Source organism: Deltaproteobacteria bacterium (genome assembly GCA_020848905.1).
In the GTDB taxonomy this organism is placed as follows: Bacteria; Myxococcota_A; Polyangia.
This window is the reverse complement of sequence record JADLHG010000042.1, coordinates 13,687-40,373: the sequence shown is the minus strand read 5'-3', so window position 1 is coordinate 40,373 and position 26,687 is coordinate 13,687. Positions and strand designations below refer to the sequence as shown.

Annotated in this window: 27 protein-coding genes; 18 read left to right on the top strand and 9 right to left on the bottom strand. The window is 70.7% G+C overall.

Annotation, left to right across the window (positions count from 1 at the left end):
* Positions 1 to 3: 3 nt before the first annotated feature.
* Both IT371_17340 and IT371_17335 read right to left on the bottom strand, forming a co-directional pair.
* Positions 4 to 1,452, bottom strand: coding sequence for a HEAT repeat domain-containing protein (locus tag IT371_17340; GenBank protein ID MCC6749432.1), 1,449 nt, complete (start codon positions 1,450 to 1,452; stop codon positions 4 to 6).
* 53 nt (positions 1,453 to 1,505) lie between these two features.
* A complete protein-coding gene (locus IT371_17335) occupies positions 1,506 to 2,165 on the bottom strand; it encodes a hypothetical protein (protein MCC6749431.1) in 660 nt (219 codons plus the stop codon).
* 98 nt (positions 2,166 to 2,263) lie between these two features.
* On the opposite strand from IT371_17335, the gene IT371_17330 reads away from it, so the two are divergent.
* Positions 2,264 to 2,695: a hypothetical protein gene (locus IT371_17330; protein ID MCC6749430.1), complete on the top strand. Its 432-nt coding sequence runs from the start codon at positions 2,264 to 2,266 to the stop codon at positions 2,693 to 2,695.
* A 22-nt stretch (positions 2,696 to 2,717) separates the two neighbouring features.
* Here IT371_17330 and IT371_17325 read toward each other — a convergent pair whose 3' ends face one another.
* Positions 2,718 to 4,631 (bottom strand): hypothetical protein, encoded by a 1,914-nt coding sequence (locus IT371_17325; protein ID MCC6749429.1) that lies wholly within the window; start codon positions 4,629 to 4,631, stop codon positions 2,718 to 2,720.
* 99 nt (positions 4,632 to 4,730) lie between these two features.
* On the opposite strand from IT371_17325, the gene IT371_17320 reads away from it, so the two are divergent.
* The 9 genes from IT371_17320 to IT371_17280 all read left to right on the top strand — a co-directional run bounded on the left by IT371_17320 (position 4,731) and on the right by IT371_17280 (position 12,231).
* Positions 4,731 to 5,513 carry an enoyl-CoA hydratase/isomerase family protein gene (locus IT371_17320; GenBank protein MCC6749428.1) on the top strand — a complete coding sequence of 261 codons (783 nt, stop codon included), beginning with the start codon at positions 4,731 to 4,733 and terminating at the stop codon, positions 5,511 to 5,513.
* Entirely contained in the window at positions 5,514 to 6,656 is a 1,143-nt protein-coding gene (locus tag IT371_17315) for an acyl-CoA dehydrogenase (protein MCC6749427.1), read from the top strand.
* A gap of 11 nt (positions 6,657 to 6,667) precedes the next feature.
* On the top strand, positions 6,668 to 7,096 hold the full coding sequence (locus IT371_17310; protein ID MCC6749426.1) for an AgmX/PglI C-terminal domain-containing protein: 429 nt from the start codon (positions 6,668 to 6,670) through the stop codon (positions 7,094 to 7,096).
* Complete coding sequence (locus IT371_17305) at positions 7,096 to 7,836, top strand: AgmX/PglI C-terminal domain-containing protein (protein ID MCC6749425.1); 741 nt, start codon at positions 7,096 to 7,098, stop codon at positions 7,834 to 7,836. The genes IT371_17310 and IT371_17305 overlap by 1 nt, the downstream gene beginning before the upstream one ends.
* Positions 7,833 to 8,975 (top strand): acyl-CoA dehydrogenase family protein, encoded by a 1,143-nt coding sequence (locus IT371_17300; GenBank protein MCC6749424.1) that lies wholly within the window; start codon positions 7,833 to 7,835, stop codon positions 8,973 to 8,975. Before IT371_17305 ends, IT371_17300 begins: the two co-directional genes overlap by 4 nt.
* A 10-nt stretch (positions 8,976 to 8,985) precedes the next feature.
* Positions 8,986 to 9,390, top strand: a complete 405-nt coding sequence (locus IT371_17295; protein MCC6749423.1) for a cobalamin B12-binding domain-containing protein — start codon at positions 8,986 to 8,988, stop codon at positions 9,388 to 9,390.
* Entirely contained in the window at positions 9,387 to 10,514 is a 1,128-nt protein-coding gene (locus IT371_17290) for a cupin domain-containing protein (protein ID MCC6749422.1), read from the top strand. Before IT371_17295 ends, IT371_17290 begins: the two co-directional genes overlap by 4 nt.
* Entirely contained in the window at positions 10,511 to 11,431 is a 921-nt protein-coding gene (gene meaB / locus IT371_17285) for a methylmalonyl Co-A mutase-associated GTPase MeaB (protein ID MCC6749421.1), read from the top strand. Before IT371_17290 ends, meaB begins: the two co-directional genes overlap by 4 nt.
* A gap of 86 nt (positions 11,432 to 11,517) precedes the next feature.
* Positions 11,518 to 12,231 (top strand): hypothetical protein, encoded by a 714-nt coding sequence (locus IT371_17280; protein ID MCC6749420.1) that lies wholly within the window; start codon positions 11,518 to 11,520, stop codon positions 12,229 to 12,231.
* Between the two features lie 83 nt (positions 12,232 to 12,314).
* Here IT371_17280 and IT371_17275 read toward each other — a convergent pair whose 3' ends face one another.
* From IT371_17275 to IT371_17260, 4 genes are all read right to left on the bottom strand, one after another.
* The gene (locus tag IT371_17275; GenBank protein ID MCC6749419.1) at positions 12,315 to 12,701 is read right to left on the bottom strand and encodes an integration host factor subunit beta; all 387 of its coding nucleotides are present in this window, start codon (positions 12,699 to 12,701) and stop codon (positions 12,315 to 12,317) included.
* Between the two features lie 121 nt (positions 12,702 to 12,822).
* Positions 12,823 to 14,526 (bottom strand): methylmalonyl-CoA mutase, encoded by a 1,704-nt coding sequence (locus IT371_17270; protein MCC6749418.1) that lies wholly within the window; start codon positions 14,524 to 14,526, stop codon positions 12,823 to 12,825.
* A gap of 19 nt (positions 14,527 to 14,545) precedes the next feature.
* Complete coding sequence (locus tag IT371_17265) at positions 14,546 to 15,202, bottom strand: CoA transferase subunit B (protein MCC6749417.1); 657 nt, start codon at positions 15,200 to 15,202, stop codon at positions 14,546 to 14,548.
* A gap of 5 nt (positions 15,203 to 15,207) precedes the next feature.
* Entirely contained in the window at positions 15,208 to 15,972 is a 765-nt protein-coding gene (locus IT371_17260; GenBank protein ID MCC6749416.1) for a CoA transferase subunit A, read from the bottom strand.
* Between the two features lie 142 nt (positions 15,973 to 16,114).
* Here IT371_17260 and IT371_17255 point away from each other — a divergent pair, with 142 nt between their 5' ends.
* From IT371_17255 to holA, 5 genes are read left to right on the top strand one after another with little or no spacing between them, the layout of a single operon-like run.
* On the top strand, positions 16,115 to 16,903 hold the full coding sequence (locus tag IT371_17255; protein ID MCC6749415.1) for an SAM-dependent chlorinase/fluorinase: 789 nt from the start codon (positions 16,115 to 16,117) through the stop codon (positions 16,901 to 16,903).
* Positions 16,900 to 17,823, top strand: coding sequence for a hypothetical protein (locus IT371_17250; GenBank protein ID MCC6749414.1), 924 nt, complete (start codon positions 16,900 to 16,902; stop codon positions 17,821 to 17,823). Before IT371_17255 ends, IT371_17250 begins: the two co-directional genes overlap by 4 nt.
* Positions 17,820 to 19,088, top strand: coding sequence for a class I SAM-dependent RNA methyltransferase (locus IT371_17245; protein ID MCC6749413.1), 1,269 nt, complete (start codon positions 17,820 to 17,822; stop codon positions 19,086 to 19,088). The genes IT371_17250 and IT371_17245 overlap by 4 nt, the downstream gene beginning before the upstream one ends.
* Positions 19,085 to 21,091 carry a protein kinase gene (locus IT371_17240; GenBank protein MCC6749412.1) on the top strand — a complete coding sequence of 669 codons (2,007 nt, stop codon included), beginning with the start codon at positions 19,085 to 19,087 and terminating at the stop codon, positions 21,089 to 21,091. Before IT371_17245 ends, IT371_17240 begins: the two co-directional genes overlap by 4 nt.
* A gap of 18 nt (positions 21,092 to 21,109) precedes the next feature.
* On the top strand, positions 21,110 to 22,123 hold the full coding sequence (gene holA / locus IT371_17235; GenBank protein ID MCC6749411.1) for a DNA polymerase III subunit delta: 1,014 nt from the start codon (positions 21,110 to 21,112) through the stop codon (positions 22,121 to 22,123).
* 60 nt (positions 22,124 to 22,183) lie between these two features.
* Here holA and IT371_17230 read toward each other — a convergent pair whose 3' ends face one another.
* A complete protein-coding gene (locus IT371_17230; protein MCC6749410.1) occupies positions 22,184 to 22,444 on the bottom strand; it encodes a 30S ribosomal protein S20 in 261 nt (86 codons plus the stop codon).
* Between the two features lie 145 nt (positions 22,445 to 22,589).
* On the opposite strand from IT371_17230, the gene murJ reads away from it, so the two are divergent.
* The 3 genes from murJ to IT371_17215 all read left to right on the top strand — a co-directional run bounded on the left by murJ (position 22,590) and on the right by IT371_17215 (position 25,805).
* Complete coding sequence (gene murJ / locus IT371_17225) at positions 22,590 to 24,185, top strand: murein biosynthesis integral membrane protein MurJ (protein ID MCC6749409.1); 1,596 nt, start codon at positions 22,590 to 22,592, stop codon at positions 24,183 to 24,185.
* Complete coding sequence (locus tag IT371_17220; protein MCC6749408.1) at positions 24,182 to 25,156, top strand: P1 family peptidase; 975 nt, start codon at positions 24,182 to 24,184, stop codon at positions 25,154 to 25,156. Before murJ ends, IT371_17220 begins: the two co-directional genes overlap by 4 nt.
* 319 nt (positions 25,157 to 25,475) lie before the next feature.
* Positions 25,476 to 25,805, top strand: a complete 330-nt coding sequence (locus IT371_17215) for a GYD domain-containing protein (protein ID MCC6749407.1) — start codon at positions 25,476 to 25,478, stop codon at positions 25,803 to 25,805.
* An 82-nt stretch (positions 25,806 to 25,887) separates the two neighbouring features.
* Here IT371_17215 and mazG read toward each other — a convergent pair whose 3' ends face one another.
* Positions 25,888 to 26,679, bottom strand: a complete 792-nt coding sequence (mazG, locus tag IT371_17210) for a nucleoside triphosphate pyrophosphohydrolase (protein ID MCC6749406.1) — start codon at positions 26,677 to 26,679, stop codon at positions 25,888 to 25,890.
* Positions 26,680 to 26,687 lie beyond the last annotated feature (8 nt).

Sequence of the window (26,687 nt, the reverse complement as noted above, 5' to 3'; positions counted from 1 at the left end):
GCCTTACCTGTTTCGGAGGTAGATCCAGCGCGCCGAGGCCAGCGCGACGTAGGGATCGGCGTCGGCGACTCCCGCCAGCGCCAGCTCGGGGCCCGCGCCGCGCATGAGGGCCAGCTCCAGGGCCTGGAGGCGATCCCGCCCGAGGCGAGCGCGGCGCGCCAGGTCGGAGAGGAGCTGCAGGCCGTCGTTATCCTCGGCCCGCAGCAGGAGCTCCGCGGCCTGAAGGCAGAGCCCGGGCGCACGGAAGGCGTCGGCCGATGTCGCGCCTCGCCCGCAGGCAAGTCCCTTCAGGTTCCGCGCGACGTTTCGCGCCGCGGCGGCGTCGCCCTTCCTCGACAGGAGGGCTCGCGCGGCTGCAGCCCGCACCTCCGGATCGGGGTCACGCAGCCGTGTGGCCACGAGCTCGAGCACCCGCGGGTGATCGACCGTGCTCGCCGCCGCGAGCGCCGCGAGCCGCACCGTGGCGAGCGCGTCCCGCACGCCCTGCCCGAGCAGCGCCAGGGCCGGCGTCGGATCCCCGAGCTTGGCGAGCTGCACGCCCGCGCGCAGGGCCATCAGCCGGTCCGCCCCCGCGGCGACGAGGGCGAGGGTCGGACGCGCGCGATTCCCCTCGATCCGCACGAGCGCGAGGAGAGCCGCGAGACGCACGCCCAGGTAGGGATCCCGCAGCGCGCGTCGGGCCAGCTCCACCCCACGAGGATCCCCGATCCGCTCGAGAGCCGAGAGCGCGGCCTGGCGCACCTCCGCCTGTGGGTCGGCAGCGAGCCGCTCCAGCGTGGGCAGCGCTTCGGGGCGTGCGACGTGTCCGAGTCCGTCGGCCGCCGCCGCGCGGACGAGTGGACTCCGGTCCGCGGCGAACGAAGCCACCGTGCGCACCGCCGCGCGCCCCGCGAGGCGTCCCAGCTCCCGCACGGCCACCGCGCGCGCCTCCGGTTTCCCGGCCCCCAGCATGCGCTCGAGCACGTCCGCACCGCGCGGTTCGCCGGAGAGCGCGACCGCGGCCCAGGTCCGGACCACCTCGTCCGGGTCGTCGAGGCGCGCCGCGACCGTCTCGGCGAGAGGCGCCATGTCCGCCCCCCGCGCGACATGGATCGCGCTCAGGCGCACGGCAGGGTCGCGCTGTCCGAGCCCCCAGCTGACCACCGCCTCGGAGAGCGCGCGCAGGAGCTGAGCTCGCTTCTCGGCGCCCGCGACGCGCCCGCAGGCCCCCGCCGCCTCGGCTCGTCGGTCGCGTGCCACGAGGATGCGCACCCGCATCGCCAGGAGCTCCTCGGCCTCGGGCGTGGCGGCAAGGGCCCGATCCACCTCCAGCTCCGCGCGCGCGTAGTCGCCCGATCGCAGAAGGTCGTCGGCCCGCCGAACCGTCGCGGAGGAGCCGCACCCTGGACCCAGCAGCAGTACGATCACGAGCGCCACCCGGGTCGAGGCGGTCACTATCGTCGTCCACGTCATGTTTCCGCTGCTCCTCTCGCGCTGGCAGTATAACGCGCGAGCAGCAGGGCTTGTTACAGGGAGGCGAACCCCGAGAGGAGCTCACCGGCGAGGTAGCGCCGCCCCGGACGATCCGTGGGGAGGCGCGGGCGAAGGAACGTGTTCTCCACGCGACCCGAGGCGCCCACCCGGCGCAGGCCCGGACGACGCTGATTCAGCCAGCCGCGCCGGACCCAGGTGCCCATGACGTATGCGAACGAGACGCGGGACCCCTGCACGTCGAGCACGATGCCGACCTCACTCCGCTCCTCGGCGCGCGCCGCGTCGCCTCCGAGCGCGAACACCACGAGGTCGCCCGGCTGCGGTCCCGCCTTGCGTAGCGCGAGTCCATCCCCGCGCATCGCGCCCTCCGGAAGGCGACGTCCGTAGGCCCTCCGCAGGAGCTCCACCACGACGCCTCCGCCCGAACCTCCACCGAGGTTTTGGCCCACCAGCGCGCGAGCGCGGCTAACCACCTGGGCACGCCAGCCCTCCGCGGGAGCGTCTGCGCGCGGGAGACTCGCGTCGCGTCGAGCCGGCTCCGGCGCGGGGCTCACCAGCGCGGGAGCGGGAGCGGAGGGGGCGAGCAGGCCCGTCTGCATGCGGGGCAGGACCGCGCCGCCGGGGGGGAGGGCGCAGCCGACGAGGCCAGTGAGTGCGAGCAGGACCGATAGCGCGCGTGGCAGGATAGACATGGCGCCATTCTCCCGCGGCCACGGAGGCGAGGCCATTTTCTGACTCGCCGCGCTGCTCTCGTTCGACGGAGGGGCCGATGGGCGGTTATGCTTGCTCCGTGCCTGCCTCCCTCGATCGCGTGCGACACCGCCTGCGGCCCTTCCTGCCGCTCCTGCTCGTCGCGGGGATGGTGCTGATCCTCGGCCGATACCTCTCGCGCCAGCCGTCGGCGGTGGAGGTCGTCTTCCATTACGGTCCCGCGCGCGAGGGCCTGCTGAGCGCGCGCATCTCCTATCGGAACGGGGCCGAGGAGCTCCACCGCGTCTCGTTCAGCTACGTCGCGGCCTCCGCGGGCCCGACGCAGGCGCATCGCATCAGGCTACCCGACGGGGATTACGACGTGCTGGTCGGCCTCACCTACCGGGGACAGCCGCCGCGCGCGGTGCAGCCCGATTCCACCACGCCTCCCGGCGGGAGCGTCGCGCTTCGACGCCCGCTCCGCGTCCGCGGCGAAGGGCAGGTCACCATTTTCATCGCCGAGGATCCCTGAGCTGCGCGGGGGGGGCGGCGCGCTACCCGCCGGATCCATCTCCGTGCAGGGCGCACGGGCGCAGACTGGCTCTGGGGTCGGGAGGCGCGGGCCGTTCGAAGGGGTAGTCCTCGCTCGCCTGTCCCGTGCGCGGGCTGAAGATCTCGGCCTGCGTCACGACCTCGGGGACGGCGGACTTGTTCAGCGTAACGCCGCCGGTCACGAGCACCGTGTTGTCGAGCAGCCGCACGGCGCGATGCCCGTACCGCGCCACCTCGAGCGGCGGAACGCCCGGCCGAAGCTCCACGGAAGGCGGCGAACCGGGTCGGTAGGTGTAGAGCGCCACCTGTTTCAGCGCGCAGAAGGGGGTCGTCTGTCCCACGCACGGAGCCTGCTCCTGCTGCTTCTCGGCGTCCGAGGGAGCGTTCCCCCCGGTGACGAGGACGCTGCCATCGTGCAGGCGCAAGGCGTGGTGGTACGAGGCCAGCCGGAAACCGTCGCCGCCGATCTCCTCCAGCCGAAGGTCCGGACCCTCGGGGCGAAGGAATTGCACGGCTCGCTGCGGCGGGAGGGTCCCGAACCCCAGGGCATAGCGAAAGGTGGCCGTCTCTCCCTTGGTCAGCACGAACCCGCCGGTCCAGAGGGCAGCCGGCGCCCCGTCGGTCTCGGCTCCTCGGTCCGTCAGGCCGAGCGGCGACAGGCCGTGCCAGGCCGTCGCGTGCTCCGCCGCCAGCGGCATGCCCCTGAAGCTCGCCTCCCCCTCCACCAGCAGCTCCGCCGCGTTTGCCACCTCGGTCCCCTCCGGGCCCGTCATGTTTCCGCCGAGCACCAGAAAGCGCTTCCCCTCGAGGCGCACCGCCCCGTGGCCCACGCGGGTCTGCAGCAGAGGCGCCTGGCCGGCCACCGTCGGCGGACCGTCCCCCTTCAGGTCGAGGAGGTAGGCGGCGGTCCCGCTCGCGTCGAACCCCTTGTCCGGCCCCGACGGGCGATACGTGCCCGCACCGGGGACGACGAGGATCCGGTCCCCCGACGCCTCCGCCACCACGGGAAACATCATGCGGGGCAGGCCATCGACCCGCGTCTGGTGGACCTTCACTTCCGTCCCCTGCAGCTCCACCGTCACGAGCGCCGCGCTCGCCGCCTTGGCCGATTCGTGCGGCGTGAACAAGAAGGGGTAGTCCGGCGTCTTCGAGCGCAAGCGAACGACCGGACCGTTCGGCGCCCCTGGCTCCACCCCCCCGAGGAGGAGCACCAGGTACGGCCCCTGTGGACGGGAGGGGAGCAGGACCGCCTCGTGGAAAGCACGCGGGTCCACCGTCCCCGTGGCCACCTTGAAGCTCAGCGAGACGGGGTCGTAGACCTCCACGGCGGAGGTGGCGTGCACCTCCTCGGTGTCCAGGTGCAGGATGTTCCCACCCGTGGCGTCGGCCACCAGGCCGCCGAGCAGGAGCACCTGTCCGTTGGGGAGCAGCGTCGCGGTGTGGAAGGCGCGCACCCGCCGCGCGCGTTCGGCGCACGAGAAGGCGTTGGCCTTGCGGAGATAGATCGTGGCCGGGGGCCCGTAGAGGTCCACCTCCTCGCGCTGGCCGCTGTAGACGAGCTTGCCGTTCTCGAAGGCCTCGGCCCGGACGGACACGCGGCTCCCTTGCGGGCTCGGCAGGATCATCTCCGTCGAGCGCCCTTCGGTCCCCGACCCCGGGGGAATGACGCGGTCGCAGACCAGCTCGTGCTGACGCACGCTCGCCGGGCCGACGAAGCCGGGCTTCCGCCGCGCGAAGGTGAGTCGGAGGGTGTATTGCCCCTGAGGCAGCCCGCGGGTCGCTGCGCCGGCCTGGGCGCAGCCGCGGTCGTCCACGAGCAGGAACCGGAGCTCGAAGCTCTCCTGCTGCGCGCAGCTCCCCAGCCCGACGACCCCGCAGAGCATGCACGTCATCGAGCGAAGGAGGCGCCGGTTCACGAGCGTAAACTAGCGCGGATCATTGACATGGGTCCAGTCTCTGGATAACAGTCCGCCCACGCGGATCCCGACCGTCCGGGACCTTCTCCACGGCGAGTCATGGGCTACGGAAACATCCTCCTCGAGTTCGAAGGACCGCTCGCCATCCTGTCGGTCAACCGGCCGCGACGCCTGAACGCGCTCAACACCCAAACCCTCGGTGAGCTGCTCTCCGCAGTGGGCGAGCTGGCTTCACGCGCGGAGATCCGCGTCGTGATCCTGACGGGCGCGGGGGACAAGTCGTTCATCGCGGGCGCGGACGTCACCGAGATGGTGGACAAGAGCCACCTCGAGGCCCTCCGCTTCGCCGAGCTGGGACAGAACGTCTGCTCGGCCTTCGAGCACCTGGACCGGCCGGTGATCGCCGCCATCAACGGCTACGCGCTCGGCGGGGGGTGCGAGCTCGCGATGGCCTGTGACTTCGCCTACGCCAGCACCGAGGCCACGATCGGCCAGCCCGAGGTGAACCTGGGCATCATTCCGGGCTTCGGCGGGACGCAGCGGCTCCTCCGACGCGTCGCACCCGGCCTCGCGCGAGAGCTCGTCTTCACCGGGCGGGCGATCGGGGCCGACGAGGCGCTCCGCCTCGGCCTGGTGAACGCCGTCTACCCGCCGACGCAGCTCATGCCGAGGGTGCGCGAGACGGCCCTGCAGATCGTCGAGAAGGGGCCGCTGGCCATCGCGCGCGCGAAGAGCCTCATGGTCGCCGGGTTCGAGATGTCCCTCAGCGCGGCGAGCGTGCTCGAACGTGAGGCCTTCGCCGGGCTCTTCGCCAGCCACGATCAAAAAGAAGGCATGCGCGCCTTTCTCGAGAAACGGCCACCCACCTTCCAGGGGAAGTGAATGGACTTCACGCTCACCGAGGAACAGCAGCTCCTGCAGCAGACGGCGCGGGACTTCGCCCGCCGCGAGGTCGCTCCGCGGGCGAAGGCCATCGACCACGAACACAGCTTTCCGGCGGAGCTCGTGCGGCGGATGTCCGAGCTCGGCCTCCTCGGTGTCGCCGTCCCGCAGGCCTACGGCGGGGCCGGAATGGACGCGTTCTCCTACGTCCTCGCCATGGAAGAGATCTCCGCGGCGTGCGCCTCCACGGGCGTCATCATGTCCGTGAACAACTCGCTGGTCTGCGATCCGCTCCTCAAGTTCGGCACCGAGGAGCAGAAGCGCGCGTTTCTCACGCCGCTCGCGCGCGGCGACAAGCTCGGGTGCTTCGCGCTCAGCGAGCCGGACGCGGGGAGCGACGCCGCTGCGCAGAAGACCGTGGCCCGGCGCGTGGGCGAAGAGTACCTGATAACCGGCGTGAAGAACTTCATCACCAACGGGCCCGAGGCGGACCTCTGCGTGCTCATCACCATGACGCAGCCGGAGGCGCGGCATAAAGGCATCACGGCCTTCGTCGTGCCCCTCGACCTCCCGGGAGTCCGGCGGGGACCGAAGGAGGCGAAGCTCGGCATCTGCGGGTCGGGCACCTGCCAGCTCTTCTTCGAGGAGTGCCGCGTGCCGGTTTCGCAGCGCCTGGGCCAGGAAGGGGAGGGCTTCAAGGTGGCGATGACGACCCTCGACGGCGGCCGGATCGGCATCGCGGCCCAGGCCCTCGGGATCGCGCGGGCGGGGCTCGAGGCGGCCACCGCCTACGCGCGCGAGCGCAAGACCTTCGGCCAGGCGATCGGCCAGCACCAGGCCATCCAGTTCAAGCTCGCGGACATGGCGACGCAGCTCGACGCGGCCCGTCTGCTCACGTGGCGCGCAGCGGAGCTGAAGGATCGCGGCGCGCGCCATTCGACCGAGTCGGCGATGGCGAAGCTGATGGCCTCCGAGACCGCCTGCTTCGTCACCAAGGAGGCCATCCAGATCTTCGGCGGGTACGGCTACATGAAGGAGTACCCCGTCGAGCGACACTACCGAGACGCGAAGATCACAGAGATCTACGAGGGGACGAGCGAGATCCAGCGCCTCGTCGTGGCCGCTTCCTTACTCAAGGACTAGGGGTGGAATCCATGCGTACGCTGCCGTGCTTCCTGGTTGCAGGTCTTCTCACCCTCGCGGGCTGTCCGGCGGAGCAGTCGCAGGGGCCCGGACCGCGAACCGGCCCCGCGCAGGGCGGGCCCTCCGAGGACAGCTCGGCCCTGACCCCCGAGCAGATGGAGGAGATCCAGAAGGCCGCGCGCGCCGGGCAGCCGGGGGTCGAGCGCTGCTACACCGAGGAGCTCGAGAAGCGCGGCGACAAGAGCTTCAAGGGAAAGCTCACGGTGAAGATCCTGATCGGCACGAACGGCACCGCGACCCAGGTCACCATCGTCGAGAGCGAGCTGAAGGCGCCCGCCGTGCACCAGTGCATCGAGCAGGCCGTCAAGGGCTGGGAGTTCCCGACCCTGCGTAGCCCGTCGTGGTTCAGCTACCCGTACACCTTCCAACCCGCCTATTGATGCGTCACGTCCGTCGGTCGTTCCTCGGCGGGGTCGTCCTCAGCCTCCTCGCCTGCGCCGCGCCCCAGCGCCCCCGGTCGACCCCTCCGTCGCGGCCGATCGCCCGCCGTCCGCCTCCGAAGGCCCTCCCGAAGGCGGCGCCCGACGACGGTCTGCATCTCAAAGGTGGGCTCGGCACGCTCGACCAGAGCACCGTCGAGGAGCGGCTCAAGGAGCACCAGCAGGAGTTCGTCGAGTGCTTCCAGCGCGGGCTGCGCGAGAGCGCGTACCTGGGCGGTGCCGTGACCTTCAAGTTGCGCGTGGGTCCCGCCGGCGCGGTGAAGTCGGTGCTCCTGAGCGAGAGCACGCTCGGGTCGCGTCCCGTCGAGCAATGCCTCCTTGGCGTCGTCTCCACGCTGGTCTTCCCCCGTCCGAAGGGGGGCGACGCGGAGTTCACCTATCCGCTGAGCTTTCCGAGCCGCGAGCAGATCCTCATCTGGGACCCGGGCATGGTGCAGAAGGAGCTCAAGCGCCAGCGACGGATGCTCCTCGCGCGGGCACGCGGGGCGGGGGCGCTGGCCCTGCCGAAGGGCCTGATGCTGACCTTCTACGTCGATCGCCGGGGGCGCGCCGTCTCGGCCGGGCTCGCCGCACCGACCCCCTTCGCCGAGGACCTCGCCGAGCGGCTCCTGCAGAACCTGAAGAAGCTGAAGTTCATCGCTCCCCAGGGGAGCCTGGCCAAGGTGACGTATCGATGGTGAGCTTCGAACCGACCGAAGAACAGCGCCTCGTTCAGCAGACGGCGCGCGATGTCGCGACGCGGACCCTCGCGCCGCGCGCGGCCGAGCGGGATCGTCTCGGCACCTTCCCCGAGGCGGAGCTGCGCCAGCTCGCGAGCCTCGGCCTCCTCGGGGTGAACGTCCCCCCGGAGCTCGGCGGATCGGGCGCCGGCGTGGTCTCGTACTCCCTGGCCCTGACGGAGCTCGCGCGCGCCTGCGCCTCCACGAGCGTGGCGGTGGCCGTGACCAACATGGCCGCCGAGCTCATCTGCCAGTACGGCTCCGAGGAGCAGCGGCAGCGCTACGTCACGCGTCTCGTCTCCGGTGAGGCGCTCTGCGCGGCGTTCGCCCTGTCGGAGCCACACTGCGGCAGCGACGCCGCGGCCCTGCGAACGACGGCGCGCCGCACCGACCGCGGCTGGGTGCTCTCGGGGACCAAGCAGTGGATCACGAGCGGCGACCGTGCCGGCCTGGTGGTCGTCTGGGCCCGCACGGGGGCGGACAGCGGGCCCAAGGGGATCAGCGTCTTCGTCGTCGAGCGGGGCACCCCCGGGCTGCTCGTGGGCAAGCACGAGGAGAAGCTCGGCCTGCGTGGCTCCACCACGGTGGCGCTCACCTTCGAGGACTGCGAGCTCCCCGCCGACGCGCTGCTGGGGCCCGAGGGGAGCGGGTTCTCGCAGGCCATGACGGCCCTCGACGGCGGCCGCATCGGCATCGGCTCGCAGGCGCTCGGGATCGGCCTCGCGGCGCGCGACGAGGCGGTGCGGTACGCAAAGGAGCGCCAGGCCTTCGGGCACCCGATCGCCGATCGCCAGGCGATCCAGTGGATGCTCGCCGACAGCCAGACCGAGCTCGAGGCCGCACGCCTGCTCACCCTTCGCGCGGCCTGGCTGAAGGAGCGACGCGCGCCCTTCACGCGCGAGGCGTCGATGGCCAAGCTCTACGCGAGCGAGGCGGCCAACCGCGTCTGCTACCGTGCGCTCCAGATCCACGGAGGCTACGGCTACACCAAGGACTTCGCCGTCGAGCGGCTCTACCGCGACGTGCGCATCACCACCATCTACGAGGGAACGAGCGAGATCCAGCGGCTGGTCATCGGTCGCTCCCTCGTCCGCGACTGAGAGGTTCCACATGGCAGAGCGCAAGATCCGTATCCTGGTGGCCAAGCCGGGGCTCGACGGTCACGACCGGGGGGCCAAGGTGGTGGCTCGGGCGATGTCCGACGCGGGGTTCGAGGTGGTCTACACCGGGCTGCACCAGACGCCGGAGATGATCGCGGCCACCGCGGTCCAGGAGGACGTGGACGGGGTCGGGGTCTCGATCCTGTCGGGCGCACACCTCACGCTCTTGCCCGCGATCCTGAGCGAGCTGCGCAAGCGCGACGCGGGAGCGGTGCAGGTCTTCTGCGGCGGCATCATCCCCGACGAGGACGTGGCCAAGCTGAAGGCCGAGGGCGTGGCCGAGATCTTCACCCCCGGCACCTCCACGCAGGACATCGTGGCCTGGGTCAAGGCCCACCTCAAGCCGGCGCAATGAGCCGTTCGCTCGCGCTCTCCGTCGGGTTGCTCGCCCCCGTGCTGGCCTCGGCCGCCCCGAGCACGCTGGACCAGGTCGTTGGCGCCACCCTTCGCAGGAACTACGACGCCCTCCACGGCTGCTACCGCCTGGCGCTCGCGCAGGATCGGAGCCGCGCGGGAACCCTCTTCGTGCGGGTCACCCTCGGGGCGGCGGACACGGTGACCCACGCCCGTTTGGACCGGGACGAGCTCAAGCACGCCCCCACCGCGGCCTGCGTCCTCAAGTGGATGCGCGGCTGGACGCTCTCCGGGGCGGCAGCCGCCGGCGCGGGTCCCGGCACCGAGGTGGTCGTACCCATCATCTATCGCGCGGCACCCAAGCAGCAGAGCGTGTGGGAGGCCGACGTCGAGGCGCGTGCCCTCGGAGCGGCGGGACAGGTGCAGCTCCTGCTCACCCGCCAGAACGTCGGAGCGAGCCTGGCCTCCCTGGCGCTGCTCACCCTCCGGTCGCACCTCGCGCTCCCCGGGGCGCCGCAGAAGCTGCTCTACGTCCTCTCCGGCCGCGGCGTGCTGGCCGCCGGCACCTCGCGGCTCCCCCTCGGGCCGGGGACGGCGCTGGCCCTGCGTGCGAGCTTGCCCGTGACCCTGAGTCCGACCCGAGGCGAGCTGCGCTGCCTCGTGCTCTTCCTCCCCGCCGGCGGCGAGCAGGCCCTGCTGCCGACGAAGGAGGTCTTTCCGGAGATCCCGGCCAAGGGGCCCGCGGGTCGCCTCCTGCGGCCGGAGCGCATCGACCGCACGACGCCACTCCTCCTCGCGGAGGGGAAGCTGAAGGTGACGCCCCTTCTGCAGCGGAAGACGCAGGGCCACTCCCGCTTCTACCTCGGGCTCCTCGAGGCGGCAGCCCCCTCGAGCGTGCCGGAGCACTCGCATTTCGCCGAGGCGGAGGTGCTCTTCGTCCTCTCCGGCAAGGGGGAGATGGGGATCGAAGGGACGCTGACCCCCGTCGGCCCCGGACAGGCCATCTACATCCCCGCGGGCGCCAGCCATTCCGTGCGCGTCGAGAGCGGCCCGCTCAAGGTCGTGCAGGTCTACGTCCCCGGCGGGCCGGAACAGCGTTTCTTCCAGAAGGCGGACGCGCGATGAGCGTCGTGCAGCGCATTCTCTCGGGCGATCTTCGAGCGGCCGCGCGCCTCATGCGCGACCTCGACGACCATCAACCGGAGGCCGTCGAGGACCTCAAGGCGCTCTACGCGCACGGCGGACGCGCGCTCGTGGTGGGGATCACCGGTCCGCCGGGGGCCGGCAAGTCCACGCTCGTGGACGCGCTCATCACGCACTACCGCGCGCTCGGCGAACGGGTCGGCGTCGTGGCGGTGGATCCGTCGAGCCCCTTCACCGGCGGGGCGATCCTCGGCGATCGCATCCGCATGGGACGACACGCCCTCGACCCGGGGGTCTTCATTCGCTCCCTGGCGAGCCGCGGGCACCTCGGCGGCCTCAGCCGCTCGACGGGCGACGTGATCTGCGTGCTCGAGGCCATGGGCTTCGACAGGGTGCTCGTGGAGACCGTCGGGGTGGGGCAGGGCGAGGTCGAGGTGGTGGAGACCGCGCACCTCTCGGTCGTGGTGCTCGTCCCGGGGCTCGGGGACGAGGTGCAGGCGATCAAGGCCGGCATCCTCGAGATCGCGGACGTGCTCTGTCTGAACAAGGCGGACCGCGATGGAGCGGACCGGGCCCTGCGCGACCTCGAGCTGATGCTCAGCCTCCGCGAGGGGGAACGGGCCCACACGCCCATCGTGCGGACCGTGGCGGCGACGGGGGAGGGGGTCGCAACCCTCGCCTCCGCGATCACGGACCTGAGCGGGCAGCACGACCCCGTGCTCTGGCAGACGCGACAACTCCGTCGCGCGCGCCGCCAGGTGCTCGAGCTCCTCAAGGAGCAAGCCACGCAGCGAGCCCTCACGCGGGCGGGCGACCGACTGGACGCGCTGCTCGTCGACCTCGCCGCGCGTCGAACGGACCCCTATTCGGTGGTCGAGGCTCTTCTCGCGGCCGACTGACGAGCCGACGCCGCCCGGCGGAGGCGAAGCGGCGTCGAGGCGGGGCCTTCTGCTATCCTCGCTGCATACACCTTAGGAGGTAGGTCATGGGTCTTCCCTTCCGCTGGAGAACGTCCGTCCAGGGCCTCTGCGTGATGCCCTTCCTGCTCTCGTGCAGCCTGCTGCAGGAGGCCACGACCTTCACGCTCGACACGGGATGGAAGGACCTCGCCGTGGATGCCACGGGCCTGCCCGACTTCGGGGGGTCGGCCACCCTGCCGAACGTGCCGTGCACCAAGGCCCAGGACACCTGTGCCACCGGGCTGTCGAACGCCGCGTGCACCGGCGGCAACTGGTCCTGCAAGACGCAGTGCGGGGAGAGCGCGAGCTGCGCACTGGCGGCCACGGTGGAGCTGGGCTTGCCCGTGGACATCTCCGCGCAGGTGAAGAACCAGACCTCCGCGAACGTGATCAGCAAGGCCACCCTGAACGAGTTCGTCTACAACACCCTCGAGAACACGCTGAACGTGGACACCCCGGAGCTGGAGCTCTACGTCGGCCCGAGCAGCGCCACCCGCGTGGGTGACCCCGGCGTGGTCTTCTTCGCCCGGATGCCCAGGCTCCCGGCCGGCACGAAGCGAAACGAGATCCTCAAGGTGGACGAGGCAGGGAAGGAGGCGCTGGCCTCTTTCGTCAGGAACTACACCCAGCCGTTCAAGATCCTGGCCAAGGGGAGCTCCCTCTTCAACGGGGGGCAGGCGCTGCCGAAGGGCCGCCTCCGGATGCAGCTGAAGGCCAAGTTCCAGGTCACTCCGCTTTGAGCGCCCGGCCCGGACGCTAACCTCGTGAAACGAGGCCTGCACGGAGGTAGGACTGCGCGGAGAAAGGCGGGAAGTCCGAGGGACTAGGCCCCGTCGGTGGAGTGCGGAGGGGCCGTCGAGCTAGCAGCCTCCGTCATCTCCTCGAGGTCTTCGTCCTCGTCATCATCGTCGTCGTCGTCCTCGATCGGACCACGCCCGGCGTTCACCCGCTCCTTCAGCTCCTTGCCAACCTTGAAGAAGGGCAGGCGCTTGGGCCGCACGTCCACCTTGGCGCCGGTTCGCGGGTTTCGGCCTTCGTAGGCCTTGTAGTGACGAATCTCGAAGCTGCCAAATCCGCGGATCTCGATGCGTTCCCCGCGCTTCAGCGCTGCTTCCATGGAATCGAAGACGCAGTTGACAATCAACTCGGCCTTGCCCTTCGGCAACTTGAGCTTGTTGGCGAGGCTCTCAATCAGCTCGGACTTGGTCATTTCGCGCTCCTTGAACGCCCGGCCTTTTGGAAAAGCAACTGCCATGCTAGTCCAAACATTCTTGAAATTCAATGGTCTTTCGCAGGGTCAGCCCACCCCGGGAGCCGCCGAGACGAGCCACCTACAGAGCCACCGCCTCGTCGTACCGTCCGAAGACCTGCTCCAAACAGCCGCTGATTTCGCCGATTGTACATAACCCATTGACACAATGAAGTATTTTTTCGACCAGAGGATCCCCCGTGCGGGCCGCCCGCGCCAGATCGTTCAGCGCTTCCGAGGCTCTCGACGCAGCCCGCCCCGCCCGGACCTCGGCCGTCCGTCGCTTCTGGGCCGCCTCCGAGGCAGGGTCCACCCGATGCAGCCGGAGCGGCTCCTCCTCCGCGTCCAGGAAGTCGTTGACGCCGACCACGACGCGCTCCCTTCGCTCGACCGAAAGCTGGTGCTCGTAGGCTCTGCGCTGGATCTCGCGCTGCGGGTAGCCCGCCTCGATGGCTCCCACCATGCCTCCCAGTTCGTCGATGCGCGCGAGGTAGTCCTGCGCGCGTGATTCGATCTGGTCGGTCAAGTACTCCACTGCGTAGCTTCCGCCGAGGGGGTCCACGAGGTCGGCCACGCCCGATTCGTGCGCGATGATCTGCTGCGTCCGCAGGGCCAGCCGCACCGACTCCTCCGTAGGCAACGCGAGCGCCTCGTCGAAGGCGTTGGTGTGCAAGGACTGCGTCCCGCCCAGCACGGCCGATAGGGCCTGCAGCGCCACGCGCACCACGTTCCCGTAGGGCTGCTGAGCCGTCAGGGTGGACCCCGCCGTCTGCGTGTGGAATCGGAGCGCCAGCGATCGCGGGTCCTGGGCGCCGAAGCGCTCGCGCATCAGGCGCGCCCACAGCCGCCGGGCTGCGCGAAACTTCGCTACCTCTTCGAGGAGGTTATTGTGCGCGTTGAAGAAGAACGCGAGCTGCGGCGCGAAGTCGTCCACGCGCAGCCCCGCGTCCAGCGCCGCCTGCACGTAGGCCAGGCCGTCCGCCAGCGTGAAGGCCACCTCCTGCACCGCATCGGAGCCGGCCTCCCGGATGTGGTAGCCGGAGATGCTGATCGTGTTCCAGTGCGGAAGCGCGTTCTGGCAGAAAGCGAAGACGTCCGTGACGAGGCGCATCGACGGACGCGGCGGATAGATGTAGGTCCCGCGCGCGATGTATTCCTTGAGGATGTCGTTCTGGATGGTGCCGCGCAGCTTCCGTCGGTCGATCCCGCGGCCCTCGGCCACCGCCACGTACAGACAGAGGAGAATCGGCGCCGTGGCGTTGATCGTCATCGACGTCGAGACCTGATCGAGGGGGATCTGGTCGAAGAGCAGCTCCACGTCCCGCAGCGTGTCGATGGCCACGCCCGTGCGTCCCACCTCGCCCGCAGCGCGTGGATCGTCGGAGTCGAGCCCCATCTGCGTCGGCAGGTCGAAGGCGACAGAGAGACCCGTGTTCCCCTGCGCGAGCAAGTAGCGGTAGCGGCGGTTCGACTCCTCGGCGGTGCCGAAGCCCGCGTACTGGCGCATGGTCCAGAGCCGACCGCGGTACATGTTGGGCTGGACGCCTCGGGTATACGGCGGCTCCCCGGGGAGCCCGAGCGCCTCGAGTTCTTCCTCCTCGGGCCGACGGTCGAGCGGCGTGAGGAGCTCGGGCAGTGGGATCCCCGCGCTGGTTTCGAAGACGGGCCGACGCTCGGCCGTGCGTGCGCGGCTGCGGGCCAGCACCTGATGCCGCCAGCGCTCGACGGCGCTGCGCAGGGACGCGCGGCCGTCCTGCTCGCCGTCGGAGGAGGGGGTCTGGGACATGTGGGGTCTCCCGGCGGAGCTAGAAACGCATCTCGCGCACGTCCGGCGCGATGCGCAGCACGGGTTCGGTGGCCGCTTGCACCTCCGCGGGGGTGACGCCGGGAGCGACCTCCTTGAGCACCAGCCCCTCGCGGGTGACGTCCAGGACCGCCAGATCGGACACGATGAGGTTCACGACGCCGACTCCGGTCAAGGGGAGCGAGCAGCGCTCGAGAATCTTCTTCTCCCCATTCTTCGCCACGTGCTCCATCACCACGATGGTTCGCTTCGCCCCGGTCACGAGGTCCATGGCGCCGCCCATCCCTTTCACCATCTTCCCCGGGATGAGCCAGTTCGCCAGGTCCCCTCGGGCCGAAACCTGGAGCGCCCCGAGGACGCTCATGTCCACCGCGCCCCCCCGAATCATGGCGAACGAATCGGCGCTCGAGAAATACGAGCAGCCGGCCAGCTCGGTAATGGTCTGCTTCCCGGCGTTGATGAGGTCTGCGTCCTCGTCCCCTTCGAAGGGGAAGGGGCCGAAGCCCAGCATGCCGTTTTCCGACTGCAGGAAGACCTGCATCCCGTCGGGGATGTAGTTCGAAACCAGCGTGGGGATCCCGATCCCCAGGTTGACGTAATAGCCGTCCCGCAGCTCCTGGGCCACGCGCTGGGCGATCTGCTCGCGAGAGAGTGCCATGGCGCTCAACCTCCCTGGGGGCGCGGCCGTACGGTCCGCTGCTCGATGGGCTTCTCGTATCCTTCACCGCGGATGATGCGGTGCACGTAGATGCCCGGCGTGTGGACCTGGTCCGGGTCGAGCTCCCCGGGCTCCACCAGGATCTCCACCTCGGCGATGGTGAGGCGCGCCGCCGTGGCCATCATCGGGTTGAAGTTGCGAGCCGTTTTCCGAAAGACGAGGTTCCCGTGCCGGTCCCCGCGGTAGGCCTTCACGAGGGCCACGTCTCCTCGTAGCGCCTCCTCGAGCACGAAGGTGCGACCCGAGAACTCGCGGGTCTCCTTCTTCGGCGACGACCTGGTCACGTTCCCCTGCCGGTCGTACAGCATGGGCACCCCCCCCTCGGAGATCCAGGTCCCCGCGCCTGTCGGCGTGTAGAACGCGGGGATCCCGGCTCCCCCGGCCCGGAGCTTCTCGGCGAGGGTTCCCTGCGGGACGAGCTCCACCTCCAGCTCGCCGGAGAGGAAGGCGCGCTCGAAGTTCTTGTTCTCTCCGACGTAGCTCGAAACCATCTTACGCACCTGACCGTTGGCCAGGAGCACTCCGAGCCCCTTGGTGTCGGTCCCGCAGTTGTTGCTCACGATGGTCAGATTCTTCGTCCCCTGGGCCCGCAAGGCGCGAATCAGCGTCTCGGGATTTCCGCAGAGACCGAACCCACCGACGAGCAGCGTCATGCCGTCTCGAACGTCTCGCAGCGCGTCGGCCGCGCTGGCGAATACTTTGGAGCTCATGCGTCGATTCCCTCTTGGGGTTGACTCCGCACCGGCCCGAGGGACAGCGCCGAGAGGCCCAGAGTCTTCAACGGTCACCCCCGCCGTGTCAATCGGCGGTCCCCGGCGGCCCGCGGCGCCTTTGGGGTATACTGCGCGCTGCATGGCGGTGGTCACGCTGCTCAGCGATTTCGGCACGCAAGACGGCTTCGTCGGAGCCATGAAGGGCGTCATCCTGCGCCGCGCTTCCTCTTCGCAGCTCGTGGACCTCACGCACGAGCTCCGCCCGCAGGACGTACACGCGGGGGCGTGGGCCTTGCGCGAGGCGGCCGCCACCTTTCCTCCGGGGACGATCCACCTCGCCGTCGTGGACCCCGGAGTGGGGACGACACGCCAGCCGCTGCTCCTCGTGCAGGGCGGGCAGCGCTTCGTCGGCCCGGACAACGGCCTGCTCACCCTGGCCGCGCCGCAGCCCCAGGCGGCCTACGTGCTCGACCGACCGGAGCTCCATCAGCCCGTGGTGTCGTCCACCTTTCATGGGCGCGACCTCTTCGCCTCCGTCGCCGGGCACCTGGCGGCAGGCTTGGCCCCCGAGCTCTGCGGGCGGCCCGCCGAGACGTGGATCCGGCTCTGTGACCCGACCGTGGAGCGCCGCGGAAGAGCGCTCGTCGGCGAGGTCGTTCACGTGGACCGCTTCGGGAACCTCGTGACCAACCTGACCGGTGACCTTCTCGGGGACGCAGCCACGTGGGAGGTCACGCTCGCGGAGCTTCGCGTCGGGCCGCTCGTCGTCACCTATGGTCAGGTCCCCTCGCAGACCTGGCTGGCGTACGTGGGCAGCTCGGGGCGCGTGGAGCTGGCGGTCCGCGACGGGTCTGCCGCGGCGCGAGGCTACGCACGTGGCACGCGCGTGACCCTCGTCCCCGCTCCATCGCCCGTGGAGGACGCATGACCGCCCGGCGTCCGGCCCTCGTCGTGCTGCCCGCCACGCTGCTCTTCGCGGGCTGCCTCACCAATACCGGCGAGGGGTGGATCGTCGGATCGCTCCGAGTGGAGAGCTGTCGCGACGGGGAAGCGCTCGACCGGCCCGGAACCTTCGATCTCGGGGCGGACTTCTTCGCGGGGGACCCGCTCTTCGATTCCGACCCGGCCTCCGGTCAGAAGCGCAACAGCCTCGCGCTCCGGATCCAGCAGACCAGTAACCGAGTCGAGGAGGCGGACGGGCTGGCGCTCCATTTCCACGACCTGGCGCAGGTGGCGCGGGCCTTCGCCGCGGAGGTGCCGCTTCCCGTCTCGGCCGACTACGCGTGCCCCCAGGGGCGGTGCGTCCCCAGCCAACGCACCATCGAGGCGCAGCTCAGCCTCTTCAATACCTGCCCCGGCAATCGCCACGCGCTCGCCGGCTCGAGCCGGGAGCTGCTCGCAGATCCGCCTCCGGCCGGCGCCCCCGCTGCGGCGAGGCCCGCGACCTGCCTCCGGCCTTCGGGGCAGGAGATCGCCGCCTGTCCGACGCTGAGCGCCGCCGACCAGCAAGCCCTGCGCGCCGTCTGCGCGAGCCCGTTCGACCGGCAGGAGGACCGCCACACCATCGCGCGGATCCTGGGGCAGGGGGATACGCGCAGCGATCAGCGGGTGGCCGCTCACGCCTGCGTCTTCGTCTGCGAGCTCGGCCAGGTCCGCGTCGGGCAGTCCCCCGCGTCGCTGGCCGAGTTCCAGCTCGAGTTCGGCGAGCACCTCGCCGCGCTCCTCTCGCTCAGTCTCGTGGACAGCCGGTCTCTCGCGCTCGGCCTCTGTGCGCAGTCGGGGGGGCAGCTCCAGGGCAAGTTCCGCATCAAGCTGGTCCGTAGCCGCGCAGCCCAGGCCTTCCCGTGACCCTCGACTCCAGCCCCCACCCCCTACACGAGCTCCGGCTGGACTCGCTCGCCTTCGGCGGCGACGCGGTGGGCCGACTGAACGGAAAGGTTGTCTTCGTCCCCTTCGGGGTGCCGGGCGACCGGATCCTGGTCCGCCTCACCGAGGAGCATCCGTCGTACTCGCGCGGCGAGATCGTGCAGGTGCTGCAGGAGGGGCCCGGCCGCCGTCTCCCCCCCTGTCCGGCGTTCGGCACCTGCGGTGGCTGCCAGTGGCAACAGCTTGCCTACGACCGGCAGGCCGTCTCGAAGAGCGACATCCTGGCCAGGATCCTCTCCGAGGCGGCCGTCCAGGAGCTGAAGCCCCTCACGAAGGCCCCCGTGGAGCTCGGCTATCGTCGCCGCGTGCGGCTCCACTTCCGGAAGACGCGGCAGCGGCTCTGGCTCGGCTACTTCCGACGGCACTCCAAGGAGCTCGTGGACGTGCCGGATTGCGCGCTGCTACAGCCGGTGCTCCAGCGGGCGCTCGCCCTCTGTCGCGACCGACTCGAGCGCGTCTCCGAGGCCCGCGGCTCGCTCGTGCTGCTCGCGGGTGCGCTCGCGGAGACGCACCTCAGCCTGCGGCTCGAGGAGGGCCACCTCGCGGACCCGAGCTCCTTCCTGGCCGACCCCATCGTGGGCGGGCTGGTGCAGCAGGGAGGTCGGGTGACGCCCTTCGGCCGCGACGCGGTCAACCTGGCCCCCTTGCCGGAAGCGCCCCTCTGGGCCACGGCGGCGGCCTTCGCGCAGGCGAACTCGGAGCAGGACCAGCTGCTCCGCCATCGCGTGGCGCGGTGGGCCGAGGCGAAGGACCGACGCGTGCTGGAGCTCTTCGCGGGGATCGGGAATCTCACGCGCGAGCTGGCCCAGCACGCGTCGGAGGTGGTCGCCGTGGAGGCCTCCGCGCCGGCGACGGAGCTGCTCCGCCGGAACGTCCTCGCACTCCCCCGCCCGGTCCAAATCTGCGAGGAGGAGGCCTCGGCCGCCCTGGAGCGCCTGCTGGCCGCCCGCGAGCGTTTCGACGTCGCGGTGCTGGATCCCCCGCGAGAGGGGCACGCCCACGCCGTGGATCGGCTGGGCAAGCTGGGACCGGAGCGCGTGATCTACGTCTCGTGCGACCCGATGACCCTGGCCCGGGACCTGAACATCCTGGCAAAACACGGCTACGTCTCGCGGCAGGCCCAGGGCCAGGACATGATGCCGCAGACCTTCCACATCGAGACGGTGGTCCGGCTGGACCGGAAATGACCGTGAAGGACGGGACGCTCGGCGAGAACGGGCGCCCGGCTTCGTACGATGAGAGCGGATCGGTGGGCGCCGTCTATAATCAGGGCATGAGCCTGTGTCAGCGCTGCGGGACGCGACTCGACCCCGACGCGCGCTTCTGCGCGGGGTGCGGGCTCGCGCGGAGCGGCACCCCTGCGCCCGGCGACCCGATGATCGGCCGGCAGATCATCGGTCAGTACGTGGTCCGCCAGAAGCTCGGTGAAGGAGGGATGGGGGCCGTCTACCTGGCCGACCAGCCGGCTGTCGGACGCCAGGCGGTGATCAAGGTCATGCACCGCGAGTACTCCCACGACCCGCAGGTCGTCTCGCGGTTCGAGGTGGAGGCGCGCGCCGCGAGCCAGCTCAACCACCCCCACATCGTCACGATCTACAACTACGGGGCGATGGAGGACGGGACCCTCTTTCTGGCCATGGAGTACTGCACGGGCTCGACCCTCGAGGCCGCCGTTCGCGCCGCCCCGATGAGCTCGCCCCGAGCCGCCCGCATCGGCGCCCAGGTCTGCGACGCGCTGGCTGACGCGCATCGTCGCGGGATCGTGCACCGAGATCTGAAGCCGTCGAACGCCATGCTCCTCGAGGTGGGCCGCCAGCGGGACTACGTGAAGGTGCTGGACTTCGGCATCGCCAAGATGGAGGGCGTGTCGATGACCCGGACCGGCAGCATGGTCGGCACGCCGCAGTACATGAGCCCGGAGCAGCTCCGAGGCGAGGAGATCGACGGACGCTCGGACCTCTACTCGCTCGGGATCATGCTCTACGAGATGGTGACGGGGCAGCTGCCGTTCCAGGCCACGAGCCTCGCCGGGCTGATGCACAAGCACCTGAGCGAGGAGCCCCAGCCACCCACGCGCGTGGCGCCCCACCGGGACGTGACCCCCGCGCTCGAGGCAGTGATCCTCCGGGCCCTGGCCAAGGTGCCGGGAGCGCGCTTTCGCGACGCCGACGAGATGGGGCAGGCGCTCGAGTCCTGCGCGCAGGGTCTCACCCCGGTCCTGCCGCTCTCGACGGAGCGCACGCAGGCACCGGCCGCCGAGCGGAGCACCTCGCCCGCCGCGCTCTGGGTCGCGGTGGGTGGCGGCGCGGTGGTGCTGGCCGCCGGGGCCTTCTTCCTCGTGACGGTCCTGCGGTCGGGAGCGCGAGAGGGCGAGGGGAGCTCCCGTGGCGCGAACGCCATCGCCGCCGTGAAACCCGCCGATCCGACCACCAAGGCCCTTCCGGGCAGCAGCGGCGCCCCCGTGCAGCTCCCCCCCGCCACCCCGTCCGCGACGCCGCCCGCAGACGCCGCGCCGCGTGTCGTCGCCCACGCGCCCGACGGAGGGACGCGCGTGGTCGCGCAGGCAGCCGACGGAGGAACCCGCGTCGTCGCGACGCTCGCCCCGACCAAGGGTCCTCGGCGTCGCCGCCGACCGGTGGCGGTCCCGCCCGCTGCGGCCGGCGCGCAGCCCGGGAGCGCTCCCGGCTCTGCCGCGCGGCCCGAGACGGGAGCGGCCTCTCCACCCTCGGACCTCGCGGGGCTCTCGGCCGATCAGCGGCGCTGGGCTCAGAAGAGCGTGGCGCAGCTCGAGGCGCAGCTGAAACGGCTGCTCGCCACGGCCAGGATCCCCCCGTCGACGGCGCAGCAGACGCTCACGGCCTATGAGCGCAGCATGGCCGTGGTCTCGGCGGGCGAGCGCGAGGTTCGCGCGAAACAGTATCTCGTGCAGCTCATCACGGCCTACGAGCGGCCCGCCCTGCAGTTCAAGTCCTACGAACGTCGTTCGGTGGAAAAGCTCCGCCAGATCTTCCTCAGCATGCCGACGAAGCAGGACCTCTCCGCCGAGCAGCGGGCCCAGATCGTGGATAACGTGCTCAAGACCTACGACCAGGGCAACTTCCCGCCCGAGGACCGCCCCTTCTACAAGCGGGTGGCGCTCCTCAGCATCATCCAGAGCTACGCGGTGGACCCGGCGGCGGTCTTGCGGTAAAGGGACGCCACAGGACGCATGGCTGAGCTCCTCGACGAGATCGCCGCCGGCAAGCTGGCTCCCGTGTACTTCGTGTGCGGTGAGGCCTACCCGCGCGACCAGGTCGTGTCGGCGCTGCGCAACGCCGTGCTGGGAGGGAAGGAGAGCGCCTTCAATTTCGACGGCCTGGACGCGAAGGCAGCGGGGCCGGTGGGGATTCTGTCCGCCGCTCGGACGCTGCCCATGTTCGGCACCCGTCGCCTGGTCCTGGTGCGCGACGCCGACGAGCTCGCGGCCGAGGCGCTGAATCAGCTCCTCCCCTACGTCAAGGATCCGAACCCGAGCACGTGCCTCGTCTTCGTGGCCGAGAAGGCCGACCTCCGGCTGAAGTTCTTCTCGGCCGTCAAGGAGCACGGAGTCCTCGTGCGCTTCGAGCCGCTGAAGGACCGCCAGGCGCCGGCCTGGCTACAGAGCGAGGCCCGGCGCCAGAAGCTGAAGCTCGAGCCCGGCGCCGCCGAGCGCATCGCCGAGGCGGTGGGGACGGACATGGCGCAGCTAGCCTCGGCGCTCGAGCGGCTGTCGCTCTACGTGGGGGACGGCAAGCCGATCGCCGCGTCGGACGCCGAGGAGCTGCTCGCGCAAACCCGCCAGCGCTCGATCTTCGAGCTGACGAACGCGGTGGGGCGCGGTCAGCGGCGGGAGGCGCTGCTCGTGCTGCGCCAGATGCTCCTCGCGCGAGAGCCCGCCGTGCGCGTGGTGGCGATGCTGGCCCGGCACCTTCGGCAGCTCTGGCAGGCGCGGGAGCTCGCCCGCGCGCGCTCCACGCCCCAGGAAATCGCGTCGCGGGTCGGGATGCACCCCTTCTTCGTCGCGGACCTCCTGGCCCAGGCGGAACGCTTCGACGGAGCCACGCTCGAGCGGACGCACCGCGCGCTTTACGAGGCCGACCGCACGCTCAAGTCGAGCCCGCTGGCCGACGCCCTGGTACTGGACCAGCTGGTGCTCGCGCTCTGTCCGGCCGAGACGGAGAGCCGCCGCTCCCAGGTGCGTTGACACCGAGGCGGAGGCCGCCGGAAGCGGGACGAGGGGAAGGTGACCGAACCGAGAGTGGTGCTAGGCCTCGCCGACGGCGCGCGCGAGCCGGGAGATGGTTCGCGACGCGCGCTGCCGAGGAATGACGCCCTTCTGGGCGCACCGATCGATGATCGGGATCGCCTTCTCGAGCGCCTCGCGCGCCGCCCCGCCGTCCTTGGCTTCGATCGCGGTGCGGACCCGCTTGATGAACGTGCGCATGGTGGCACGGAAGAACCGGTTGCGCGCTTGCCGCTTGATGCGTTGGCGGTTGCGCTTCTCTGCCTGCGGATGATTGGCCACGAAATTCCTCCAATAAAGCCGTGTTGCCGTATCATGCCTCGCGTCGCGTGTCAATCGCGCCGCGTAGAGTGGACGCGGCACTTCCCCGTCGCCCCCTTCCGCGGGGATGCAGTAGGGTAGCACCCGAAGGAGACCGGACCCTCGCATGTCGGAGGCCTCGCGCGACGGAAGGCAGCTCACCCGGTCGGCCGGGATCGTGGGCCTCTTCACGCTCTTCAGCAGGATCCTGGGCCTCGTCCGCGACGGCGTGGTGGCTGCCGCGTACCCCAAGCGGGCCACCGACCCGTTTTACGTTGCCTTCACGATCCCGAACGTTTTCAGGCAGCTCCTGGCGGAGGGGTCGCTCACCGTGGCCTTCGTGCCGGTCTTCACCGAGCTGCGCCAACGCGCCGGGGACGACGCGGCCAAGGCGCTCTACGCCAAGACCATGGGAGCGGCGCTCCTGGTGCTGCTGCTCGTCACAGCGGCCGGGGTCGGTCTGGCGCCGCAAGTGGTCCGCCTCTTCGCCTACGGCCTCGTGGACGACGCCGACAAGCTCGGCCTCGCCATCTTGCTCACGCGTGTCATGTTCCCCTTCCTGATCACCGTCGGGGTCACGGCCCTGGCCATGGGGGTCCTGAACACCTACAGGCACTTCGCCGCGCCGGCCCTGGCCCCCGTGCTCCTCAACGCCTGCATCATCAGCGTGGTCCTCACCACGAGCCGGGCCATGCCGCACCTCGGTCTGCCGCCCATCGCCGCCCTCGGCTTCGGGGTCCTGCTCGGAGGGGTGGCGCAGGTGCTGCTTCAGGCCGGGCCGCTCCGCTCCCGCGGCCTCCTGCTGCGACCGCGCCTCGACCTCGGCGATCCCGGCGTACGGCGCATCGGCCGCCTGATGCTCCCCTCGATCCTCGGCCTGGCGATCTACCAGGTGAACGTGATCCTGGCCCGCCAGTTCGCCTCCTTCCTGGAGGAGGGGAGCATCAGCTACATCTACTATGCGCAGCGGCTCATCGAGTTCCCGATGGGCATCTTCGCCGTCGCGGTGGCCACGGTATCTCTGCCGAGCTACGCGGCGCAGGTGACGGCGGGGAACCTGGACGAGCTCCGTCGAACCTACGGCTACAGCCTGCGGGTGGTGGCCTTCGTGCTCTTGCCGGCCACTGCGGGGCTCATCGCGCTCGGTCTTCCTCTCTGCTCGGTGCTCTTCCAGCGCGGCGCCTATACCCACGCGATGGCGCAGGAGACCGCGCGCACCCTCCTCGGGTTCGCGTGTGGGCTCTGGGCCGCCGGCGGCGTCCGTCAGACGGTCCCCGTCTTCTATGCGCTCCAGGACACGCGCACGCCCGTGAAGGTGGGGGCCCTCGCGCTTCTCGCGTACATCGGCAGCGCCCTCCTGCTTCGCCATCGCCTTCAGGCCCTCGGCCTCGCCCTGGCCGTGGCCATCTCGTCCACGGTGAACCTCCTGCTCTTGCTCGTGCTCCTGCGGGTCCGTCTCGGCCCGCTCGGGCTTCGAAGCGTCGCGCTCACGCTCGCCCGCTCGAGCCTCGCCGCCGTCGGCGCGGGGTTCTGCGCACACTTGGTGACGCGCTTCGGGGACTGGCCGCAAGGTGGGCGCGCCCCCCTCAACTACGCCGTGCTCCTCGGCGCCGTAGTGGCCGGGATGGTGAGCTACGCTCTGCTTGCGGCCCTGCTACGCGCCCCGGAGCTGCACGAGCTCGCCCGGGCCTTCGCCCGCAGGCGCCGCCCAGGTCCCCGATGACGGTCACGAGCCTCTCGGAGCTGCCGGGCGTCCTGGTCGGTCACGCCACCGACCTCGCGGGCCTCACCGGGTGCACGGCGATCCTCTTCCCCGACGGGGCCGTCGCCGGAGGCGCGGTGGTCGGAACCGCCACCGGCAGTCGCGAGCTGGCGGTCCTCGAACCCCGACACCACGTGGAGCGGATCCACGGCGTCTGTCTCGCGGGGGGTAGCGCCTTTGGCCTCGCGGCGGCGGACGGGGTCATGCGCGTGCTCGCCGCCCACGGGGTGGGCCATCGAACCCTCGCCGGCGTGGTGCCGATCGTCCCGGCCGCCGTGGTGTACGACCTCGGCCTCGGAGACCCGGGCGCCTGGCCCGACGCACGCCTCGGCGAGGCAGCCGCCACTCAGGCCCTCGCGCGCACGCCCGCCAGCTCCGGCTGCGTCGGCGCGGGCACCGGCGTCTCCGCCGGCAAGCTCCAAGGTCTCGCCTGCGCCACCAAGACAGGGCTCGGGCAAGCGGGGCTTTGCACCGACGAGGGCCTGGCCGTGGGCGCGCTCGTCGTACTGAACCCCGTGGGCGACGTCCTCGACGGCACGCGGAGCGGCATTCTCGCCGGGGCGCGACGAACGCCGACTTCGGACGAGCTGCTCGGCTCCGCGGCGCTCATCCGCGCGGGCGCCGTCGCGCAATCGCCGACCCACAACACCACGCTCGTGGTGGTCGCCACCACCGCGCGCCTCACCCGCGTGGAGGCGGAGTGGGTCGCGCACCAGAGCGCGGTGGCGCTGGCCCGACGGATCGATCCTCCGTTCACCCTCTACGATGGGGACGTGGTGATCTGCGCCTCCGTCGGGGATCACGCCGTGGATCTGCACCGCGTGGGCCTGCTCTGCCGGGATGCGACCGACGCGGCGATCCAGGATGCGTGTCTGGCGGCCACCCCGCTCGGGGGCCTGCCCGTCGCGCGCGGCCTGCACCAGCCCGTTTAGCCACGATTCCCCTCTAGAACACCAAACGGGTTGAGAAGCCTACCGCGACGCCACGCTGTCTGCCGCGCGGCCGTCGCGCGGGCGTGAGCGAGCGAGCTTGACCAGCCCCAGCGGGAGGTCCAGGCTGACCAGTCCCCTTCGCCGATGGGAACACCGTATGCTCGACCAGGAGGGGTCCATGAGCAAAGTGACTCGCCGTGACTTCATGAGCGTCAGCGCGGCTGTCGGGCTGGCGATGTCAGGGTGCAGACGCGCAGAGCGCCCGCCAGAGACCTCGGAGGCGGGATACCGCCGAGATCACGTGGAAGGAGGAACACCGATGCCGATCTACCTGAGCCGATTCAGCTACACACCGGCAACCTGGGCGAAGCTCATCAAGAACCCCGAGGACCGCCGAGCGGCAGCGAAGCAGTACATCGAAGCCGTCGGCGGGAAGCTGCACGGTTTTTGGTATGCCTTCGGCGAGCATGAGGGATACAACTTGTGGGAGGCTCCGGATAACGTGTCGATGGCCGCGGCGGCGCTCGCGATAAACGCGGGCGGAGCGCTGAGTTCGCTGCAGACGACCCCATTGATGACGGTCGAGGAGACGCTCGCTGCCTTGAAGAAGGCGGCGTCGATCAAGTATCGGCCACCGGGAGACAAGTAGCGCCGCGCCCGAATTGCCGGCTTCGTGGGCGCAGCGACGGCCACGTAGGACATCGCTGGTGACCCGCCGTCACCTCGGCGTTCTAGACCGCCGGCCCCCCCTTGGCCCGAGCCCACCGCGCGAGAAGCTCGTCGAGCGAACACGACTGCATGGCCTTGCCCTCCGCGCCGAGCTCGGCCTCCATCCGGGTGAAGCGTCGCTCGTAGCGGGCCCCCGCCTCGCGCAGCGCCTCCTCCGGCTCGACGCCCAGCTTGCGGCCCCACACCGCCACGGCGAAGAGCAGGTCCCCGAGCTCCGCCCGAACCTCGTCGGCATCGCCCTCGGCGAGCGCAGCGTCCACCTCGCCGAGCTCCTCGTCCACCTTGCGCCGCGCGGCCCCCGCGTCAGGCCATTCGAACCCCGCCTTGGCCGCCTTGCGTGAGAGCTCGTAGGCCCGCTGGAGCGCCGGCATGGCGCGTGGAACGCCCGCCAGCGTGGGACGCGGCGAGGTCCGCTCCTCGGCCTTGAGCCGTTCCCAGTTGGCGAGCACCTCCTCCGTGTCGCGTACCCGCGTCTCGCCGAAGACGTGCGGGTGCCGCCGGATCAGTTTCTCCCCGATCCCCCGAATGACCTCCTCGAGCGAGCGCCCCGCGAGCTCCGCCTGGAACACGATCTGGAAGAGCAGGTCCCCAAGCTCCTCGGTGTGATGGTCCCCGTCGCCTTCGTCGATCGCGTCCAGCACTTCGTAGCACTCCTCGAGGAGAAAGGGCTTCAGGCTGGCGAGGGTCTGCTCGCGGTCCCACGGGCAGCCGTCGGGGGCGAGGAGTCGGCGCATGATGGTCTCGAGCCAGGGCAGGGTCCCCGGTGTTCCCAGGGCTTCGGATCTGTGGGTCATGGAGGAGC